Origin of the sequence: Streptomyces sp. A5-4 (assembly GCF_051131715.1) — a bacterium.
Taxonomy (GTDB): domain Bacteria; phylum Actinomycetota; class Actinomycetes; order Streptomycetales; family Streptomycetaceae; genus Streptomyces.
Map to the genome: position 1 here is coordinate 8,319,890 of NZ_CP178591.1, position 19,233 is coordinate 8,339,122.

17 protein-coding genes and 1 pseudogene are annotated in these 19,233 nt (G+C 72.1%); 9 read left to right on the plus strand and 9 right to left on the minus strand.

Annotation, left to right across the window (positions count from 1 at the left end; translation table 11 throughout):
* The first annotated feature begins 49 nt into the window (after nt 1-49).
* Nucleotides 50-1,309, plus strand: coding sequence for an extracellular solute-binding protein (locus ACLLJJ_RS38895; RefSeq protein ID WP_434599462.1), 1,260 nt, complete (start codon nt 50-52; stop codon nt 1,307-1,309).
* 7 nt (nt 1,310-1,316) lie between these two features.
* On the opposite strand, the gene egtD is transcribed toward ACLLJJ_RS38895, so the two are convergent.
* From egtD to ACLLJJ_RS38925, 6 genes are all read right to left on the minus strand, one after another.
* Nucleotides 1,317-2,279, minus strand: a complete 963-nt coding sequence (gene egtD / locus ACLLJJ_RS38900; protein ID WP_434599463.1) for an L-histidine N(alpha)-methyltransferase — start codon at nt 2,277-2,279, stop codon at nt 1,317-1,319.
* Entirely contained in the window at nt 2,276-3,031 is a 756-nt protein-coding gene (gene egtC, locus ACLLJJ_RS38905) for an ergothioneine biosynthesis protein EgtC (RefSeq protein WP_434599464.1), read from the minus strand. The genes egtD and egtC overlap by 4 nt, the downstream gene beginning before the upstream one ends.
* On the minus strand, nt 3,031-4,383 hold the full coding sequence (gene egtB, locus ACLLJJ_RS38910) for an ergothioneine biosynthesis protein EgtB (protein ID WP_434599465.1): 1,353 nt from the start codon (nt 4,381-4,383) through the stop codon (nt 3,031-3,033). Before egtB ends, egtC begins: the two co-directional genes overlap by 1 nt.
* Entirely contained in the window at nt 4,380-5,666 is a 1,287-nt protein-coding gene (gene egtA / locus ACLLJJ_RS38915; RefSeq protein ID WP_434599466.1) for an ergothioneine biosynthesis glutamate--cysteine ligase EgtA, read from the minus strand. The genes egtB and egtA overlap by 4 nt, the downstream gene beginning before the upstream one ends.
* 213 nt (nt 5,667-5,879) lie before the next feature.
* A complete protein-coding gene (locus ACLLJJ_RS38920) occupies nt 5,880-6,341 on the minus strand; it encodes a type II toxin-antitoxin system PemK/MazF family toxin (RefSeq protein ID WP_434599467.1) in 462 nt (153 codons plus the stop codon).
* An 81-nt stretch (nt 6,342-6,422) separates the two neighbouring features.
* Entirely contained in the window at nt 6,423-7,667 is a 1,245-nt protein-coding gene (locus ACLLJJ_RS38925) for an MFS transporter (RefSeq protein ID WP_434599468.1), read from the minus strand.
* Between the two features lie 166 nt (nt 7,668-7,833).
* Here ACLLJJ_RS38925 and ACLLJJ_RS38930 point away from each other — a divergent pair, with 166 nt between their 5' ends.
* A complete protein-coding gene (locus tag ACLLJJ_RS38930; RefSeq protein ID WP_434599469.1) occupies nt 7,834-8,856 on the plus strand; it encodes a LacI family DNA-binding transcriptional regulator in 1,023 nt (340 codons plus the stop codon).
* Nucleotides 8,857-9,033: 177 nt separating this feature from the next.
* Here ACLLJJ_RS38930 and ACLLJJ_RS38935 read toward each other — a convergent pair whose 3' ends face one another.
* The gene (locus ACLLJJ_RS38935) at nt 9,034-10,740 is read right to left on the minus strand and encodes an IclR family transcriptional regulator domain-containing protein (protein WP_434599470.1); all 1,707 of its coding nucleotides are present in this window, start codon (nt 10,738-10,740) and stop codon (nt 9,034-9,036) included.
* A 139-nt stretch (nt 10,741-10,879) separates the two neighbouring features.
* On the opposite strand from ACLLJJ_RS38935, the gene ACLLJJ_RS38940 reads away from it, so the two are divergent.
* The gene (locus ACLLJJ_RS38940; RefSeq protein ID WP_434599471.1) at nt 10,880-12,064 is read left to right on the plus strand and encodes a thiolase family protein; all 1,185 of its coding nucleotides are present in this window, start codon (nt 10,880-10,882) and stop codon (nt 12,062-12,064) included.
* Between the two features lie 4 nt (nt 12,065-12,068).
* Complete coding sequence (locus ACLLJJ_RS38945) at nt 12,069-13,253, plus strand: 4-hydroxybenzoate 3-monooxygenase (protein WP_434599472.1); 1,185 nt, start codon at nt 12,069-12,071, stop codon at nt 13,251-13,253.
* 194 nt (nt 13,254-13,447) lie between these two features.
* On the opposite strand, the gene trxA is transcribed toward ACLLJJ_RS38945, so the two are convergent.
* Nucleotides 13,448-13,864, minus strand: a complete 417-nt coding sequence (trxA, locus tag ACLLJJ_RS38950) for a thioredoxin (RefSeq protein WP_434599473.1) — start codon at nt 13,862-13,864, stop codon at nt 13,448-13,450.
* A 117-nt stretch (nt 13,865-13,981) separates the two neighbouring features.
* On the opposite strand from trxA, the gene ACLLJJ_RS38955 reads away from it, so the two are divergent.
* From ACLLJJ_RS38955 to ACLLJJ_RS38965, 3 genes and pseudogenes are all read left to right on the plus strand, one after another.
* Nucleotides 13,982-15,469 (plus strand): dihydrolipoyl dehydrogenase family protein, encoded by a 1,488-nt coding sequence (locus ACLLJJ_RS38955; RefSeq protein WP_434599474.1) that lies wholly within the window; start codon nt 13,982-13,984, stop codon nt 15,467-15,469.
* Nucleotides 15,470-15,664: 195 nt separating this feature from the next.
* Nucleotides 15,665-16,165, plus strand: coding sequence for a GNAT family N-acetyltransferase (locus ACLLJJ_RS38960; RefSeq protein WP_434599475.1), 501 nt, complete (start codon nt 15,665-15,667; stop codon nt 16,163-16,165).
* 238 nt (nt 16,166-16,403) lie between these two features.
* Nucleotides 16,404-16,599 (plus strand): annotated as a pseudogene (locus tag ACLLJJ_RS38965) (substrate-binding domain-containing protein); the annotation flags it as partial.
* Nucleotides 16,600-16,928: 329 nt separating this feature from the next.
* On the opposite strand, the gene ACLLJJ_RS38970 reads toward ACLLJJ_RS38965, so the two are convergent.
* Complete coding sequence (locus ACLLJJ_RS38970; protein ID WP_434599476.1) at nt 16,929-17,945, minus strand: hypothetical protein; 1,017 nt, start codon at nt 17,943-17,945, stop codon at nt 16,929-16,931.
* 37 nt (nt 17,946-17,982) lie between these two features.
* Here ACLLJJ_RS38970 and ACLLJJ_RS38975 point away from each other — a divergent pair, with 37 nt between their 5' ends.
* Both ACLLJJ_RS38975 and ACLLJJ_RS38980 read left to right on the plus strand, forming a co-directional pair.
* A complete protein-coding gene (locus ACLLJJ_RS38975) occupies nt 17,983-18,348 on the plus strand; it encodes a hypothetical protein (protein WP_434600643.1) in 366 nt (121 codons plus the stop codon).
* Nucleotides 18,349-18,669: 321 nt separating this feature from the next.
* Nucleotides 18,670-19,209 carry an ATP-binding protein gene (locus ACLLJJ_RS38980; RefSeq protein ID WP_434599478.1) on the plus strand — a complete coding sequence of 180 codons (540 nt, stop codon included), beginning with the start codon at nt 18,670-18,672 and terminating at the stop codon, nt 19,207-19,209.
* Nucleotides 19,210-19,233: the final 24 nt, after the last annotated feature.

Here is a 19,233-nt window from a genome sequence, read left to right on the forward strand (position 1 = left end):
GGGTCCCCACTCTTGACCCCACCATTGGTCCAGGCCAATTCTGGACATCGTGACCTATGCGAGAACAAGACTTCTGGCCGGATCCACCGCCTTCGCCGCCGTGGCCCTCACCGGGTGCGGCCTGCTGCCGGGCGCCGACGAGGACACCCGGACGGTCACCGTCTGGCTCATGAAGGACAGCGTCTCCGACGAATTCCTCGCCCGCTTCACCGAGGAATTCGAGAAGGAACACGACTCCATCGAGCTGGACATCGAGATCCAGGAGTGGACCGGCATCGGCGAGAAGGTCACCGCGGCTCTGCGGAGCGACGAAGCCCCCGATCTGATCGAGGTCGGCAACACCCAGGTCGCGCAGTACGCCGAAGGCGACGGACTGCGTGACCTGAGCGCGGAATCGGTGCGCGAACTGGGCAGCAAGGACTGGCTGCCGGGTCTCGCCGACCCGGGCAGCATCAACGGCCGTCAGTTCGGCATCCCCTGGTACGCCGCCAACCGTGTCGTCATCTACAACAAGGACCTCTTCGAGGAAGCGGGAATCGCGAAGCCGCCCGTGACCCGCGACCAGTGGTTGACCGACACTGCGGCGCTCAACTCCGCCGACACGCAGGGCATTTATCTGGCGGGTCAGGACTGGTACACCCTCGCGGGCTTCGTCTGGGACGAGGGCGGTGAGCTGGCCGAGGAGACCGGCGGCGACTGGGAGGGGGCCCTGCACACCACGGCCGCCCTCAAGGGGATGGACTTCTACCAGCGGCTGCAGGCCCTGGGCTCGGGCCCCAAGGGCGCGGACGAGGCCACGCCTCCGCAGGCGGACGTCTTCGCCGAGGGCGACGTCGCCCAGATCGTCTCCATACCGGGCGCCGCGAAGATCATCGAGCAGCGCAACCCTGAACTCAGGGGAAAGCTGGGCTACTTCCCCATCCCCGGCAAGAGCGAGGCCCGGCCGGGCGCCGTCCTGGCCGGTGGCTCCGACCTCATCGTCCCGGAGAAGTCCGACGCCCAGGACGCCGCCGTCGAGGTCGTCAAGGCACTGGCGGGCGAGAAGTGGCAGACCGAGCTGTCCCGGGCCATGAGCTACGTGCCCAACAAGACCACCCTCGCGAACGTCGTCGAGGGCCAGGAGGGCACCGCGGCGATGGCGGCGGGGGCCGCACAGGGACGTACGCCCCCCAACTCGCCGCGGTGGGCCGCCGTCGAGGCGGACAACCCCATCAAGATCTACATGACACAGGCGCTGACCGGAGACGACCCGGCGGGGGCCGCGAGGGCAGCATCCGAGGAGATCACCCGGATGCTGGCCGCCCGCTGACCCCGGCTCAGGAAGCCACCGCGAGCGACAGTGCGAAACGCTCCGCTTCGTCGGTCCACCAGTGCCGCAACTCCATTCCGGCCGCCGCGAGTTCGTCGCGCACCCCCTCGCGGCGGAACTTCGCCGAGACCTCCGTGCGGATCTCCTCGCCGGCCTCGAAGGACACCGCGATGTTCAGCTCCGGGATCTTCACGGTGAGCGCCCTGCGGGCCCGCAGCCGCATCTCGACCCACTCGTTCTCGCCGTTCCACACCGCGACATGGTCGAAGTCGGCCGGGTCGAAGTCCGCACCGAGCGCACGGTCGATGACGGACAGGACGTTCTTGTTGAACGCCGCGGTGACGCCCTGCTCGTCGTCGTACGCGGCGACGAGCGTGGCCTCGTCCTTCACCAGGTCCGTGCCCATCAGGAGCGCGTCACCGGGTGAGAGGAGCGAACGCACGGATGCCAGGAACGCCGTGCGTTCGCCGGGCAGCAGATTGCCGATCGTGCCGCCGAGGAAGACCACCAGACGCGGCCCGGGAGTCCCGGGCAGGGCCAGGCCGCGGGTGAAGTCCGCGATCAGCGCGTGCACGGACAGGCCGGGGCGCTCGGCGAGCAGCGACTCCGCGGCCAGGGTCAGGGCGCTCTCGCTCACGTCCACCGGCACATAGCTGTGCAGTGCGGGCAGCGCGTCCAGCAGATGCCGCGTCTTCTCGGAGGACCCCGAGCCGAGCTCAATCAGGGTGGACGCACGCGTGGCCGTCGCGATCTCGGGAGCGCGGGCGATCAGGATCTCCCGCTCCGCGCGCGTCGGGTAGTACTCAGGAAGGCGGGTGATCTCCTCGAACAGCTCACTGCCGCGCGCGTCGTAGAACCACTTGGGCTGCAACTCCTTGGGCGTACGGGTCAGTCCGTGCAGCACGTCGGCGCGCAGATCGGCGTCCGTCGCGTCCTCGGGCAGGGTGCGGGTCAGCAGGAACGGGCTCACGCAGTGGGCTCCTTGAGCGGGGTCAGCAGGACATCGGTGCGGGTGGCGGCGAGGAGCGTGTGGTCGGGGACCTCCACCCAGTGCGGATCGTCGTCGTACGGCTCGGAGGCCACGATGGTGCGGCGACCGGGCTCGGCGAAATACCACAGGGTGTCGCCCCAGGTGGTCGCCGCGACCGTCTCGCCGTCCGTGAGCAGCAGGTTCAGCCGCGACCCCGGGGCGGCGGCGGCCAGCTCGACGACGGTGTCGGCCAAGGCCTGCCCCAACTCGTCGCCTTCGCGCAGCCGGTGCAGCACGAGGGCCCAGACGAGCGCCGAGTCGCAGCGCGCCTCCAGCGCCAGCAACTCGGCCGCGGGTAGCGCCGAGGCGAGCGCGGCCACGGACCCGGGCCAGCCCTTGAGCGCCCCGTTGTGGCTGAACAGCCAGGGCCCGGCGGCGAACGGCGCCGCCGCGGCCTCCCCGTCCGAACCCGCATCGGTGGCGTCGCGGACAGCCGCGAGCACCGCCCCGGAGCGCACGACCCGGGCCAGGTCGGCGAAGGGCGCGTCGGCCCACATGGGCCCCGAACGCCGGTAGCGGGCCGGCACCGGGTCGCCCTTGGCGTACCAACCCACTCCGAAGCCGTCCGCGTTGACCGTTCCATACCGCTGCAGGCGCGGCTCCCACGCCTGGCGGTACAAGCCGTTCACGGGCTTGATCAGCAGCTCACCCAGCGGCACCGGCGGCCCCAGGCACGCGAAATGCCGGCACATCAGGCGTCCTGCGCGTCGCGCGCCGTGCGGAACCCGGAGAAGATCTGGCGGCGCATGGGCAGGTCCCAGTTGCGGAAGGTGCCGCGGCAGGCCACCGGGTCCACGGCGAAGGAACCGCCGCGCAGCACTTTGTGCGCGCTGCCGAAGAAGACCTCCGAGTACTCGGGGTACGGGAAGGCCGTGAAGCCGGGGTACGGCAGAAAGTCGCTGGACGTCCACTCCCAGACGTCACCCATCAACTGCCGGACGCCCAAAGGCGATTCGCCGTCCGCGTAGGCACCCACCGGAGCCGGCTGGAGGTGGCGCTGGCCGAGGTTCGCCCGCCTCGGTGTGGGATCCGCGTCACCCCACGGATAGCGCAGCGAGCGCCCCGACACCGGGTCGTAGCGGGCCGCCTTCTCCCACTCGGCCTCCGAGGGCAGCCGTCGGCCGGCCCACTTGGCGTACGCGTCGGCCTCGTACCAGCTCACATGCATGACCGGCTCGTCCTCGGGGACGGGCTCCACGACACCGAAGCGCCGCCGCAGCCACTGGCTGCCCTCTCGGTGCCAGAACAGCGGCGCCGCGAGCCTGTTCGTCCGGACCTGGGCCCAGCCTTCGTCGGTCCACCAACGCCCGTCGGTGTACCCGCCGTCCTCGATGAAGTGCAGATACGCCCCGTTGCTCACCGGGGTGGTGTCCATGAGGAACGCCGGGACGAAGCGGTGGTGCGCGGGCCGCTCGTTGTCGAGAGCCCATGGTTCGGTGGAGGTGCCCATCGTGAACGGGCCCCCGGGGATCAGCACTTCCTCCGGCTTGCCCGCCGTCGTCCCGCCCGTCGGCCCCGGGGGCGGGGGAGCGGTGAGGGCGACGGGCCCGCGCCGCAACTGGTGGGTGATCAGCATGGTCTCGTCGTGCTGCTGCTCGTGCTGCGCGACCATCCCGAACGCGAAACCGGCGTCCAGCAGCGGGCTGCCCTCGAGCGGGGTGTGCTCCAGGACGTCGAGCACCCGCCCGCGTACGTCCGAGGCGTACCGCCGGGCATCGGCGGGGGCCAGCAGCGGCAGTGACGGGCGTGCCGCCCGAGGATGCTCGAAGGCGTCGTACACGGAGTCGATCTCGGGGTGCATCGGCTCGCGCCCCGCCACGTTCCGCAGCAGCCACAGCTCTTCCTGATTGCCGATGTGCGCCAGGTCCCAGACCAGCGGCGACATCAACGGAGAGTGCTGGGCGGTCAGTTCGCCGTCGTCGACGCACGAGGTGAGGACGGCGGTACGCTCGCGGGCCGCGAGCAGCGCCTCGACGGCGCGGGCCCGAAGGGCATCCGGGCCGGCCCGGCCGTCGGATTCCGTGGGGCCGGTGGGGTCGCTCATGTGCGGATGTCCTTCCCGGGAGCGGAGTCGAGCAGATCGTCGGCGGGACATCGGCCGCGGACGACATAGCGCTCGGTGAACTCGGCGACGGCGCACTGCACGGCGGTGGACGCGCCGAGCCGCGGGAGCGCGTCGAGAGCGGCTTCGAAGCAGATCTCGGCGGCGGCGCGCAGCTCGGCGTCGGCCAGCCCGTACCTGGCGGCGTTGAGCCACAGCGGATTGCGCGGCGCGGGCATCGACCCGGCCGTCTCCCGCAGAGGCTTCACGGTCCGGTACGCGATCTCCGAGGCCTGCGGGTCGTCGAAGAGCGCGGTGGTCACCGCGAGCGGAATGATCCAGCCACTCTCGCCCGGCTGCGCGTCGATCATGCGCAGTTCGATGTGGCCGTGCGGCCGTACCGGCGGGAAGAGCGTGGTCAGGTGGTATTCGAGGTCCGCGCGGGTCGGCGGCCTCGGCGTGCCGGAGCGTATCCAGGAGCGGAACGACAGCGCCTCCGGTACGTCCCACGGCTTGCCGTTCCCGCTCCGCACGCACATCACAGGAGCGTCCAGCGCACGCCGGGTCCACGCGCCGCGCGGCTCCAGATCCTGCGGCGGCGCCAGCGAACGTCCCGGCTCGATCTCCGTCCACAGGGCCTGGCGCGTGGAGCGCCAGCCGGTGCGCCGCCCGTGGTGGAACGGGGAATTCGCGAAGGCCGCCATCAGTACCGCGCCCAGGAGATGCGCGAGCAGCCAGCGCCGCCCGTACCCGAGCGGACCCGGCTCCTCCTCGCCCGCGTCCAGGCAGACCTGTACGGAGGCGGACGAACACATCATGGCCCGCCCCTCGGGCCCGGTCCGGTCGAGGTACGACTCCATCGCGTCGTAGCGGGGCTCGTGCAGCAGCCGCTGCGCCGGATGCCAGGGGTCGGTGCCGATGCCGCTGAGGGTGAGGTCCCGGGCCCGCAGCTCGGCGCGTACGGCGTCCAGATCGGCGTCGACGGAGTCGATGCACGCCATCAGGGAGGGGGCAGGGATCGAGCTGAGCTCGACCTGGCCGCCGGGCTCGAAGGTGAGGGCCGAATCCAGCGGCAGCGCCCGCAGGGCGGTGTGGGCCGCTTCGACGCGGGCGGGCTCTACGGGGAGCTGGGGGAGATGCAGCTCATGAACGAGCCATTCGAGTTCGACGCCGACGGCGCGAGGCGGCCCCGTCTTGAAACAGATACCGCGAAGGAACGCCTCGGCCTCTGTCTCCGTGACCGGCGGGTCGCCCTCGATGAAATTCCCTGTGGGCCCTGTGGGCATGGATTTTTCCTCCTTGTGAGAGCTCGTGCCCGAGCCCGCCCCGGGCCCGGGTCGGGCACCGCACTCCACCTAAGCCACTGCGATCGCCTCGCACAAGAGTGCCCCTCCGGCGGAGATGCAGCCACCGCAAAAGGTGGCCGGGAGCTGTCGGTGGCCTCGCGGTTCCCGCGCGCACATGTGCCCCATGGACGGCCGGCGCACACCTCCGGCCGCTCAGCTCCAGCCGTAACGCTCCCTGAGCCGCCGGACGACCCGGTCGAAGCGCGGCCGGTCCAGAGCGCACGCCTCGCGTCGCATGCCCTCCTCGTGCACCCGCAGCACCCGGTCCACGGCGACCCAGGACTCGCGGCCCGCCGCGTCCCACGGCCCGACCCCGATCGCCACCCATTCGCGGTCCTGGTCGTGGCGCTTGCTGGAGAGCTGCACGGCGAGCAGTGTGCCGGTGGCCTCCCGCGCGACCACCAGGACCGGCCGGTCCTTGCCCCGCCCGTCGTTCTCCTCGTAGGGCACCCAGGTCCAGACGATCTCGCCCGGATCGGGATCCCCGTCGCGGTCCGGTGCGTAGGAGGTGCGGACGGGACCGATACCGCGGGGCGCGGCCTCGGTCGTCGCGGTGGGACCGCCGCGGCCGGGCAGATCGGCGGAGGCGTCGGCCGGCTCGTGAAGTGTCGTCATCCGGACGAGGCTAGGCCCTGTACGGCCGCGGTCCGCGGAGCGCCCCGGCCGGGCGGCGGCAGGATCAGGGGGCCGCCGGGGTCAGCGGACGGTGCGGATCGGGCGCACGGCCAGGGCGCCCAGCACCGCCAGAACCGCCGCGACCAGGAAGAGGCTGGTGTAGCCGCCGACGCTGACGACCACCGAGGCGATGAACGGGGCAACGATCTGCGGCCCCGCGTTGGCGATGTTGAGTACGCCCATGTCACGTGCGGCGTTCTCCGCCTTCGGCAGCACCATCGTCACCAGCGCCGTGTCCACGGCCATGTAGCAGCCGAAGGCCAGCCCGTTGACGATGGCGAAGGCGAGCATCGCGGTCCAGCTCGTCGACACTGCCGGGATGACCAGGGCGACGGCGGACAGCGCGGCCGAGGCGCCCACGAAGAGCTTGCGCCGGTCGAACCGGTCCGAGAGGTAGCCGCCGAGGACGGTCGAGACGACCATGGCCACGCTGCTGACCGGCATCAGGATCGCCACCGCCTCCTCGGCCCGCAGCCCGGCGGGCAGCACGGTGTGGTCCTTGATGATGTAGAGCAGGAAGCCGTTCACCGCGAAGTAGCCGAGGACCAACAGGGCGCGGCCGATGAAGGCCCAGCGGAAGTCGTGGGACTTCAACGCGCCGGCGAAGGCGGCCAGTTGGTCCCGTACCGGCAGGGACTCCCGGGCCGGGATGCGCTGCTCGCGGGTGCAGGTGGTGAACAGGACGGCCGCGGCGGCGACGAGTGCGCCGAAGACGAGATAGCCGGTGCGGTAGTCGTTGGAGAAGGCCGCGCCGATGAGTGCGCCGATGGTGCTGCCGAAGGGCAGCCCGAGGCCGACGGCGGCCGAGGCCTTGCCGCGTGCGGTCATCGGGACGCGGTCGGGGACGACCGAGGTGATCGCGGCCTGGTAGACGTTCATCACGGCCTGGCTCAGGCACCAGGCGATGGTGATCAGCAGGATCGTGTGCACGCTGCCCAGCAGGAACATCGCCGGGACGGCGAGCAGCCCGCCGCCGAGAATCCACGGGTTGCGCCGCCCCGAGCGGTCGGAGAGCGCACCCGCCACCGGATTGAAGACCGTCGCGAAGATCGCCGACACGCCGGCGACGAGGCCGAGGTTGGTCACCTTGTCGGCCGGATCGACAGCCTCGACCTGCAGAGCGAGCAGTACGCCGCCGACCCCGATGTACAGGGCGTACATGGCGGTGTTGCCGACGAGGAGCAGCGGCAGCAGGCCGCGGCCCGGCCGGGGCGACCTGGTGGAGCCGGCATCGGTGGTGCCGGTGCCGGGAGAGGAAAGGGCCACAGTGCCCTCCAGGGGAGTGTCTCCGGGGGCTGGCACGGAGACGAGCGGATGGGGAGATCCAGAAGTGGTTACACGTGTCAGTGACCTGTGTAGGCACTGTGTAGCACTTGATTCAGGCCATCCGCCAGACCTGGAGCCGCACCGGTCTGGAAAGATGCCGAACGCGATGAGTCAGACACCGAGGAAGACCGCCGAACAACCTGTCCCGACCAGCACCGATGTCGCGCGCCTGGCGGGCGTCTCGCGCGCGACGGTTTCGTACGTACTGAACAACACCTCGGCCGTGCGGATCAGCGAGCCGACCCGCCGCCGAGTCCGGGAGGCCGCCGAGGAACTGGGTTACGTGCCGCACGCCGCCGCCCGGAGCCTGCGCGCCGGGCACACCCGGATCGTGCTCCTGCCCACGGCGCACGTTCCGGTCGGCCCGCTCTACAGCCGGTTCTTCAACGAGCTGCAGTGGGCGCTGCGCCGACTCGACTACACCGTCGTCCAGTACGCGAGCATCGGCCTCGGCGGCGACGAAGCGGCCCGCGCCTGGGCCGAGTTGCGCCCGGTCGCGGTTCTCTCGCTCGGCGAGATCGCCCTCACCCCCCAGGGCGTCCAGGTGCTCAAACGCTCGGGCGCCAAGGCCGTGATAACGCTCGGCCCCCAGCGGGTGGAGGGCGCCCACGCGCTGGTCATGGACCAGCGGGAGGTGGGCAGGGCCGCCGGAGGCCATCTGCTGGAGCGCGGATACCGGCGGATCGGCGTCGTGATGCCCGGCGAGCCCGGCCTCGAACTGTTCTCGAAGCCGCGACTCGCGGGCGTTCGGGGGGCCCTGGCGGGCAGCGAAGTGTACGTGGAGCAGCTGGAGATGAGGTACGACGAGGAGTCGGCGGCGGCCCTCGCCGGGCGCTGGCGCACGCTCGGACTCGACGCGGTCTTCGCGTACAACGATGAGTACGCCCAACTCCTGATGCGGGCTTTGCAGGACGAGGGTGTCGACGTGCCGGGGGAGGCGGCGGTGATGGGCGCGGACGATCTGCTGCTCGGCAAATTGCTGCGGCCCCGACTGAGCACGGTGCATGTGGAGATGACGACCGGGCAGTACCTGGCGGACTTCCTGGACCGGGTGGTACAGGAGCCGGGGGCGGAGCCCGAACGGCACGACCTGATGGGCGCCACGGCCGTTGCCCGGGAGTCCAGCTGACGAGGTGGGGGAGGGGCGCGGATCTGGAGCGGTTGCGCGGCCGTGAGGACCCGCGGCAGCGGAGGGTGATCGGGCCGGACGGGGCATGTGGGCCGGGAGTGGTCGGCGTGAGGGTGCGCGGTCCGGGAGGTGATCGGGCCGGCGGGGCGTACGGGCTGAAGGGCGCCCCCTTCGGCTTCAGCTTCGTCCGGTGACCGAGGACGCCGCGCGCAGGTCCGCCTCGATGAGCCTCGCCGTCTCGTGGAGCGCGGGCAGTAGCGCCCGGCGCATCTCCTCCGGGGTGCCGTGACCCGCGTGCTTCGCCACGTTGACGGCGGCCACCGTCCGCCCGCTCCTGTCCCGCACCGGCACGGCGAGTGAACGCAGGCCCTCCTCCAACTCCTCGTCCACCAGGGCGTGTTCCTCGTCGGCGGCCCGCTGGATGATCGCGTCGAGCGCGGCGCGCGAGGTCACGGTGTGCCGAGTCAGCGCCGGCAGTACGTCCGGCGGAAGGGGCCGGGACCCGGGGGCGAGCCCAGCCAGCAACACCCGGCCCATGGAGGTGGCGTACGCCGGAAAGCGCGTCCCCACCGTGATGTTCACGCTCATGATGCGCACCGTCGGGACGCGCGCCACATAGTGGATGTCGGATCCGTCGAGCACCGCCAGCGACGCCGACTCGTGCACGCGCCCGGCCAGCGTGGCCAGATGGGGTTGGGCGATCTCGGCGAGCCCCAGGCCCGAGAGGCGGGCGCAGCCCAGTTCCAGCACCCGCGGCAACAGACGGAACCGCCGCCGGTCCGCTGCGGCGTACCCGACGTACCCCAGATGCTCCAGGGTGAGCAGGGAGCGCCGGGCCGTCGCCCTGGCCAGCCCGGTCGCCCCGGCGACCTCCGTCAGCGTCATCCCGTCGCCGCGGTCCGCGCCGAGCGCCGTCAGGACGGCGAGACCGCGCGCCAGTGACTGCAGGAAACCGGGCCCGAGCTCACGCTTCGCCGCCGCCGAGGTGTTCGCCGCGGCGTCCGGCGTCGTGCCGGGCGGAGCGCCCGTCGCCCCGGCCGTGATTCCCGGCGTCGGGTGGGGCGCCGCCAGCGCCGCCTCCAACTCGGCGCGCACCGCGCGCAGTCGGGGCAGTACGGCGCCGCGCAGTGAGTCCAGGGTGTGCCTGCTGGTGTGGCTCGCGACGCTCACCGCGCACACCGTCGCACCCGCCGCGTCGCGCACCGGAACGGCGACCGCGACCAACCCGGGCTCGACCAGCTGGTCGTCGCCCGCCCAGCCCTCGCCCGCCGCCCGCGCGGCCCGTTCCTCGAAGGCGCCCGGCGCCTGTGGCCGGGCGGCCGGCGGCAGGGCGGTGAAGTGCGCGGCCGACGGATCGGCGTTCCGTAGGGCCCGCCAGGCGTCCCACCCGCCCGTGTCCCAGCGCGCCGCGAACAGCGCGCCGGGTGCGCACCGTTCGGCGGGCAGCAGATCGCCGATCCGCAGGGCGAGCGACATCGTGCGCCGCCGTGTGGTCTGGAGGACGAACCTCGCGCCGCCGGCGTCCGGCACCGCGACCGACACCGACTCGTCGAGCTCGTCCGCGAGCCGCTCCGCCGCAGGCCCGAGCGCCGCCGGGATCCCACACGCAGTCAGATAGGCCCCGGACAGCTCCAGCACCCTCGGGGTCAGGGCCACTTCGCGCCCGTCGCCGCGCACGAGGCCGAGCCGGTCCAGGGTGGACACCACCCGGTCGACGGTGGAGCGCGCGAGGCCCGTCGACCGTACGAGATCGCTGTGCCGCATCCGGTCGTCGGCGCCGGGCGCGGCCAGCGCGCGCAGCACGGTGAGCCCGCGCTCCAGCGGGCCCACGGACTCGGCGGGCGGCGGGGTGTGCGGTGCGCTGTCCGGCGCGGGACGCCTCATGGGTTCCTCCTGGCAGACCGCTGACCCGCTGACCCGCTGACCCGTTGACAGCGGACAGTGCTCGGCAGAGACTCGGGCGAGGTCGAATATGAACGATAGTTCACTGGGCGAACACATCACCAGCGCGGGAGAGAATTCGATGAGCATCCGGGACGTCTACATCGTCGACGCCGTCCGCACCCCGATCGGCAAGTTCGGCGGTGCGCTCTCCGGTGTACGCCCCGACGACCTCGCCGCGCACGTCGTCAGGTCGCTCGTCGACCGCAGCCCCGACCTCGACCCCTCCCGCATCGACGACGTCTACTTCGGCGACGCCAACGGCGCGGGCGAGGACAACCGCGACGTGGCGCGGATGGCCGTCCTGCTCGCCGGGCTCCCCGCGAGCGTCCCGGGAGTCACCGTCAACCGGCTCTGCGGCTCGGGCCTGGAAGCCGTCATCCAGGCGGCGCGCGCCGTCGCGCTCGGCGACGCCTCGGTGGCCGTCGCGGGTGGCGTCGAGTCGATGTCCCGCGCGCCCTGGGTGCTCCAGAAGCCCGAGCGCGCCTTTCCCGCCGGGCACCAGCAGCTCCACTCGACGACGCTGGGCTGGCGCATGACCAACCCGCGGCTGCCCGACGAGTGGACGGTGCCACTCGGTGAGGGCGCCGAGCTGATCGCCGACAAGCACACCATCACCCGCGAACAGCAGGACGCGTTCGCGCTCGCCAGCCACCGCAAGGCGGCCGAGGCCTGGGCCGCGGGGCTCTACGACGGCGAGGTCGTCCCGTACGACGGAGTGGATCTCCTGCGGGACGAGTGCATCCGGGAGGGTTCGACCATGGATGCCCTCGCCAGGCTGAAGCCCGCCTTCCGCAAGGACGGCAGCGTCACGGCGGGCAATGCCTCACCGCTCAACGACGGCGCCGCCGCGCTGCTGCTCGTCGACGACGAGGGGCTGCGTGCCACCGGCCGTGAGCCGCTCGCCCGGATCCGCGCCTCCGCCGTCACCGGTATCGAGCCGCAGCTCTTCGGCCTCGGACCCGTCGAGGCGGTCCGGCGCGCACTGGCCAAGGCGGGCCGGACCTTCGCCGACCTCACCACCTTCGAGCTCAACGAGGCGTTCGCCGCCCAGTCGCTCGGTTGCCTCTCCGAATGGCCGGACCTCGACCCCGCCGTCGTCAATCCGCGCGGCGGGGCCATCGCCATCGGCCATCCGCTCGGCGCGTCCGGAGCCCGACTCGCCGGGTCCGTCGCCCATCAGCTGGCCGCCGTCGGCTCCGGCACGGGCCTCGCCGCACTGTGTATCGGAGTCGGCCAGGGCCTCGCCCTCGTACTGGAGCGCTGAAGGCATGCGGACCACCGTGGGGATCATCGGGGGTGGCCCGGCCGGACTGCTGCTCGCCCGGTTGCTGCACACCGCCGGAATCGACTGCGTCGTCCTGGAGAACCGGACGCGCGACTACGTCGAACAGCGCCAGCGCGCCGGGATTCTCGAACAGGGCACCGTGGACGCGCTGCGCGCCTGCGGCGCGGGCGCCCGGATGGACGCCGAAGGGCTGGTGCACGACGGCATCGAGCTGCGCTTCGACCGGCAGAGCCACCGCGTCGACTTCCCGGCGGCGACCGGTGGGCGGTCCGTGATGGTCTACGCGCAGACGGAGGTCGTCAAGGACCTGATCGCGCTCCAGCTGGCCGAAGGCCCACCCCTGTTCTTCCAGGCGCGAGCTCTGGCCGTCGAGAAGCCGGAGTCCGACCGTCCCGTGGTCCGGTTCTCCCACGGCGGCCGGGAGCAGACGCTGGAGTGCGACTACGTCATCGGCTGCGACGGCTTCCACGGCATCGCCCGCGCCGCGATTCCGGCCGCCGTGCGCCGTACGTACGAGCGCTCCTATCCCTACTCCTGGCTCGGCATCCTGGCCGATGTCCCGCCCTCCTGCGACGAGTTGATCTACGCGCGGGGCGCGGGCGGCTTCGCCCTGCACAGCATGCGCTCGCCCACCGTCTCCCGGTTCTACCTCCAGGTCCCGAACGGCACCGACCCGGCCGACTGGCCCGACGAGCGGATCTGGGACGAGCTGGACCGGCGCTTCGCCGTCGACGGGGGCCGGCGTCTGGCGCGCGGCCCTGTCACCGCCAAGTCGGTGACGCCGATGCGCAGTCATGTCACCGAGCCGATGCGGTACGGGCGGCTCTTCCTGGCGGGGGACGCCGCGCACATCGTGCCGCCCACCGGGGCCAAGGGGTTGAATCTGGCCGTGTCCGACGTGCGCGTCCTGGCCCGCGCCTTCGAGCACCACCGGCGCACCGGTTCGGCCGAACTCCTGGACGGTTACTCCGATGTGTGCCTGCGGCGGGTATGGCAGGCCACCCGGTTCTCGTACGACATGACGACGATGCTGCACAGCCGGCCGGACGACGACGCCTTCGACGAGCGCGTGCATCTGGCGCGGCTGCACCGCCTCGCGGCCTCCGGGCCCGCCACCGCCGAGCTCGCCGAGAACTACACCGGACTGCCACTGGAAGAGATCGGCTGAACCGGCGAGTGGGCCGGCAGCCGGGGCAGGTGGCTGCCGGGATCGGGCGCGTACAACGAGCATCGCCGTGGCGGCGCCGCTGCTTCCCGGTACCCGGCAGCGGGGCCGAGGCTTTCGTGGCGCAAGTCCTCGGGTGCCACAACGACGGCGGGCCCGGCCGTTTCCCGGCCGGGCCCCGCGCGCGCACCGTGGTGTCAGCCCACGTCCTTGGCTTCGTCCGCCGCCCCGGTCGTCCCGCCCGCCTCGCCGGCTTCCTTCGCGTCGTCGACGGACTTGCGGACCTCGTCCATGTCGAGCTTGCGGGCCTGCCCGATGACGTCCTCCAGGGCGGCCTCGGGCAGCGCGCCGGGCTGGGCGAACACCGCGACGTTCTCCCGCACGATCATCAGGGTCGGGATCGAACGGATCTCGAAGGCCGCGGCCAGCTCCTGCTGGGCCTCCGTGTCGACCTTCGCGAAGACCAGGTCCTGGTGGCGCTCGGAGGCACCTTCGTAGACCGGCGCGAACTGGCGACACGGGCCGCACCAGGAAGCCCAAAAATCAATCAGGATGAAGTCGTTCTCCGACACAACCTGATCGAAGTTTTCCTTGGTGAGCTCAACGGTGGACATGCGGTGCTCCTCTTCCTGGCATAACTGACGTAGCCGTCCCGCACAACGACATACGGGCCCGACCTATTCCGCCTGCCCGGGTGGCCACGGCGCACACCCCCGACCAGACTGCACCCTATGACTGGACGTGTGGATTCTGTGGATTCTGTGGATGCGACGGGTGCTGTGGACGCTGTCGAGTACGACGTGGTGGTGGTCGGCGCCGGGCCGGTGGGCGAGAACGTGGCGGACGGCGCCAGGACGGCCGGGCTGAGCGTGGCGGTCGTGGAGAGCGAACTGATCGGCGGGGAGTGCTCGTACTGGGCCTGCATGCCCAGCAAGGCGCTGCTGCGCCCGGTGACCGCGCGCGCCGACGCGCGCCGCGTCCCGGGACTGCGGCAGTCCGTGCAGGGCCCTCTCGATGTGCCGGCGGTGCTCGCCCACCGCGATTCCTACGCCTCGCACTGGAAGGACGACGGCCAGGTGGACTGGCTGGAGTCGGTCGGCGCGCACATCTACCGGGGCCAGGGCCGGCTCGCCGGCCCGAAGCAGGTCACGGTCGAGGGCCCCGGCGGCGAACGGCACACGCTGACCGCCAGGCACGCGGTCGCGGTGTGCACCGGCACCCGGGCCGTCGTGCCCGGTCTGCCGGGCGCGGTGGACGCGAAGCCCTGGACGAGCCGCGAGGCGACCAGTGCCCAGCAGGTACCCGGGCGCCTGGTGGTCGTCGGCGGGGGAGTGGTCGGCGTGGAGATGGCGACGGCCTGGCAGGCACTCGGCTCGCAGGTGACCGTGCTCGTACGCGGAGAGGGCCTGCTGGCCAAGATGGAGCCCTTCGCGGGGGAGCTGGTGGCCGAGGGACTCGCCGAGGCAGGGGCGACGGTACGCACCGGTGTCTCGGTCGCCTCCGTCGAACGCGACGGCGGGACCGGACCGGTCACGGTGGTGCTCAAGGACGGCGAGCGGATCGAGGCGGACGAGATCCTCTTCGCCACCGGCCGTGCCCCCCGCACCGACGACATCGGCCTGGAGACGGTCGGTCTGACAGCCGGGGACTGGCTGGACGTGGACGACAGCTGTCTGGTCCGGGGCAGCGACTGGCTGTACGGCGTCGGCGATGTCAACCACCGGGCGCTGATGACCCATCAGGGCAAGTACCAGGCCCGTATCGCGGGCGCGGCCATCGCGACCAGGGCGCAGGGCGAGCCCCTGGCGACCGGTCCGTGGGGCGAGCACGCGGCGACCGCCGACCACGCGGCCGTCCCCCAGGTGGTCTTCACCGACCCGGAGGCGGCGGCCGTCGGCCTCAGCCTCGCGGAGGCCGAGGCGGCAGGGCGCCGGGTGCGCGCGGTCGACTACGACCTGGCGTCGGTGGCGGGCTCGGGCCTGTACGCCGACGGTTACCGGGGCCGGGCCCGCATGGTCGTCGACCTGGACCGCGAGATCGTGATCGGCGCCACGTTCGTGGGACCGGCGGTCGGCGAGCTGCTGCACTCCGCCACGGTGGCGGTCACCGGTGAGGTGCCGCTCGACCGTCTGTGGCACGCGGTACCGGCCTATCCGACGATCAGTGAGGTGTGGCTGCGGCTGCTGGAGACATACCGGGCCGAGGCCGCGAAGAAGTAGCGACAGCCGACGTGACGCACGGTGTCGGGGCCGTGCGCCAGGTCTCCCGCGTCGGAGGCCGGACCCGCTGCGGGCGGTGACGAATCCCGCCGAATGCCGTGACGGTCCTGGCCGGTCCTGGCCGGGCCGTGGCCACCCGGGCGACGACGGCCGACGGCCGTATGAGTATGCGCCGCACCATCTGCGTGTTCCGCAGTGAGTACGGATTGGGACGGCCCGGCGCGCAGTGCTTCGTCGCAGCCGCCGTACAACGAGGCCGACGACGACGTCACGGCAGCCTTCGAGCGCTTTCGCTTCCAGACTCGCAGACCCACTTTTCGCGGCGCCGTGGCCCGTACCGAGGATGACGAGCCGGTCGGCATGGCATCCGGCTTCTCAGTCGAATCCGACACGGGGTGGTGGGGCGAGCTGACCGGGCCCGTCCCCGACGACATGCGGCGCGAGGACGGGCAACGCACCTTCGGCCTCATGGAACTTGCCGTGCGCGGGCCCTGGCGCGGGCAGGGTGTTGCGCGGCCTCTGCACGAGACCTTGCTCGACGGTATCGGGGCCGAGTGGGTGCTGTTGAACGTCCACCGGGACAGCACGGCGGCGTCGGCCGCCTACCGGGCGTGCGGCTACCGCAAGATCGGTGAGGCGAGGCGGTGGGAAGGCCCGGATCTCTATGACGTCATGCTGCTCGGCCTGCGCACCTGACGACTGCCCGCCGGCGCATCCGCGCTGGTCCCGGCCGGCTCGGAGGCACACAGGCCTCGTTTCGGACCGACGACGCTTGAAGGCCCAGCGACTCTCGGGGCGCCCGGCGGGGCCGCCCCTGGAGCAGGCATGCCGCCGGTGTTCGCCGGGCCTCAGCTCAGCGGTGGCTGAACCAGCTCGCCGCCGACGGGAGAAGCCTGTCGTCGTAGCCGAACAGCGCCTGGTTTCCCAGCCGTTGCCCGAGGGTGTGGCCGTGGGCGGCTTCGACGACTCACCGGCCGCCCTGTCGACCTGCCCCCAGCTCACGACGATCCGTCAGCCCTGGGGCCGGATCAGCACCGAGACGGTACGGACCCTGCTCGCCCGGATCGCGGGGGAGGAGCCCCCCGCGGTCATAACTCCCCACCGAACTGGTGCGCCGCGGCTCGGCCTGACCTCGCCGGGGCCCCCCGCCGGGCGTCGGCCAAATGGTGCCCTTGTGGAGCGGGTGGTGCCGGAGTATCCCTCGGGAGGGGAGTGACCTCCCAGCCGATGTCGAACGCTTCGGCGGACCGGAAGAGGGGAACGCGACATGCGGCGAAGATACGGACCTGGATGGCCGGCGCTGGCCGGGCTGGTGGTGCTGGGCGTGGCCGCGGGAGTGCTGCCCGCGACCGCCGCGACACCGGACCGGGCCCGGCCCGGCGGCGAGCGGGCCCAGGTGCAGGCCGGACCGGACCGCGCCGCCCGCTCCCCGCGAGAGCTCACGAGCTTCTTGGCTGAGCTACCCAAAGGCGGCGACCTGCACCATCACCTCTCGGGAGCTGTTCGCACCGAATCGCTCATCGAGTACGCGGCCCGGGACGCGAAGTGCGTCGACACCACCACCTTCGTGGTGACACCCGGCCCCGCCCCGTGCCGGGCGGGCGAACGCCCGGCACGGGACGCCGTAGCGCACGGTCCGTTCCGCCGGAGGGTCGTCCAGGAGTGGTCGATGCAGGACTTCGACCTGCCGGCGGACGGCGACCCGCAGGCCGGACACGACCACTTCTTCGCCACGTTCGGGAAATTCGAGCAGGCCACCGCCGGGCACGACGCGGACATGCTCGCCGAAGTCGCGCGGTCGGCGGCGCGGGAGCGGACCAGTTACCTGGAGACCCTGGTGACGGTGGAGGCCGCTGCGCTGCGCCGGCTCGTGGACCGTATCCACCCCAAGGACCCCGGCCCCGCCGGGCTCGCGGAGTTCCACACGACGCTGACGCGGAGCCCCCGGTTCCGGGCCCTCGTCGGGCAGGCGGCGGCCGGCTACGACCAGCGCTTCCGCGACTCCCGCACGCTCCTGGGCTGCGACAGCCGGCCGGCGCAGGCGGCGTGCCGCGTCCGCATCCGCTTCGACTACCAGGTCGGACGGGCCCAGCCGCCTCGGCACGTCTTCGCCCAGCAGATCCTCGGCGTCGAGCTGGCCCGCCGCAGGATCGGCCGAGTGGTGGGGGTCAACATGGTCCAGCCCGAGGACGCGCCCATCGCCCTGCGGGACTACACCCTGCACATGCGGATGATCGACTTCCTGAAGTCCCGGGCGCCTTCCGTGCGCGTCAGCCTGCACGCCGGTGAACTCGTCGAGGGGCTGGCCGGCGTCACCGACGACGACCTGACCTTCCACATCGGGCAAGCCGTCGGCCTGGCGGGCGCCGACCGGGTCGGTCACGCGGTGGACCTCGCCCACGAGCGGAACCCCGGGGCGCTGGTCGCCCGAATGCGCCGCCAACACGTGCTGGTGGAGGCCCCGTTGATCAGTCACGCCCAGATCCTGCGGGTCAGCGGCGACCGGCACCCCGCTGCGCACCTATCTGGCCGCGGGCGTACCGGTGGCCCTGGCCACCGACGACCCCGGCGTCAGCCGCAGCGACCTGATCGCGGTGTTCCGGCAGGCCGTCACCGACCAGGGCCTGAACGTCGGGCAGTTACGGAAACTGGCCCGAACCTCACTGGACCACGCCTTCATCGAGGGCGGGAATCTGTGGAAGGAGCAGGACCGGTACGGGGCGTTCGCGCCCCCGTGCAGGAACGACGCTCCGGATCCGGGCCGCCGGCCGGGCGCGGCCTGCCGGAAGTTCCTGGCGGGCAGCCCCAAGGCCGAGCTGCAGTGGAGGCTGGAGGTCGACTGGCGGGTGTTCGAGGAACGGTACGAAAGCGCGACGTAGCCGCACGGGACAGTGCCCTCGGCCCAGGCGCGCGCCAGGATCTCGTCCGCGAGAGAACGGGTCGTGCTGTACGGGGCGTCACATCAGGCTGGCATCGCATCAGGGTGATCGCGGCGTGCTTGAGGCTCTCGACGGTGGCCCGGCCAGGTCATCGGTGGCCTCGTGCACCCGTGCCGCGGCGGCCCTGTGTTGCGGGTTGCGCCATTCGGGGTGAGCCTAAGGGTGTCCATATGTGACCTTATGGCTACTTTCTGTTCCGCCGGGGTGGGGCGGACGTCGGAAGCAGAGCCGGGGTCACCGCACACACCAGGAGCCCCCGCCGTGACCACCCAAGCCGATCGTGAGTACACGCTGGACATGGAGGCCGAGCCGGCCCGAGTCCCTCAGGCCCGCAGGATCGTCGCGGCGCACCTGCGCCACTGGGGGCTCGAATCCCTCATCCAGCCCGTCAGCCTCGGCGTGTGCGAGCTGCTCACCAACGTCCAGCGGCACGTGGACGGCGACAAGCGATGCACGCTCGAACTGCGCTGGACGGGCCGGAGCCTGACCGCCGCCGTCGCGGACCACGACCGGCGGCTGCCGCAGGTGCACAGCTCCCTGCCGGAGGCGGCCCACGGCCGAGGTCTGGCGATGGTGGCGAGTCTGAGCGACAGTTGGGGCACCCACCGGACCCCCGGGGGCAAGGTGGTCTGGTTCACTCTCCGGGCCGAGGTCGCCGCCGGTCTGCCGCTTGAGGGGCTCACCGTCCCGCCCACCGACGCGGTCACGGCGCAGCCGCGGGGGCAGGCCGCCCCTGCCGAGCGGGTGGACTGGACCCCGGAGTCGGATCCGGATCCGATCGGTGCCCTGGCCGGCCGGTGAGCCGGCCCGGCGTCGTACGGCCGC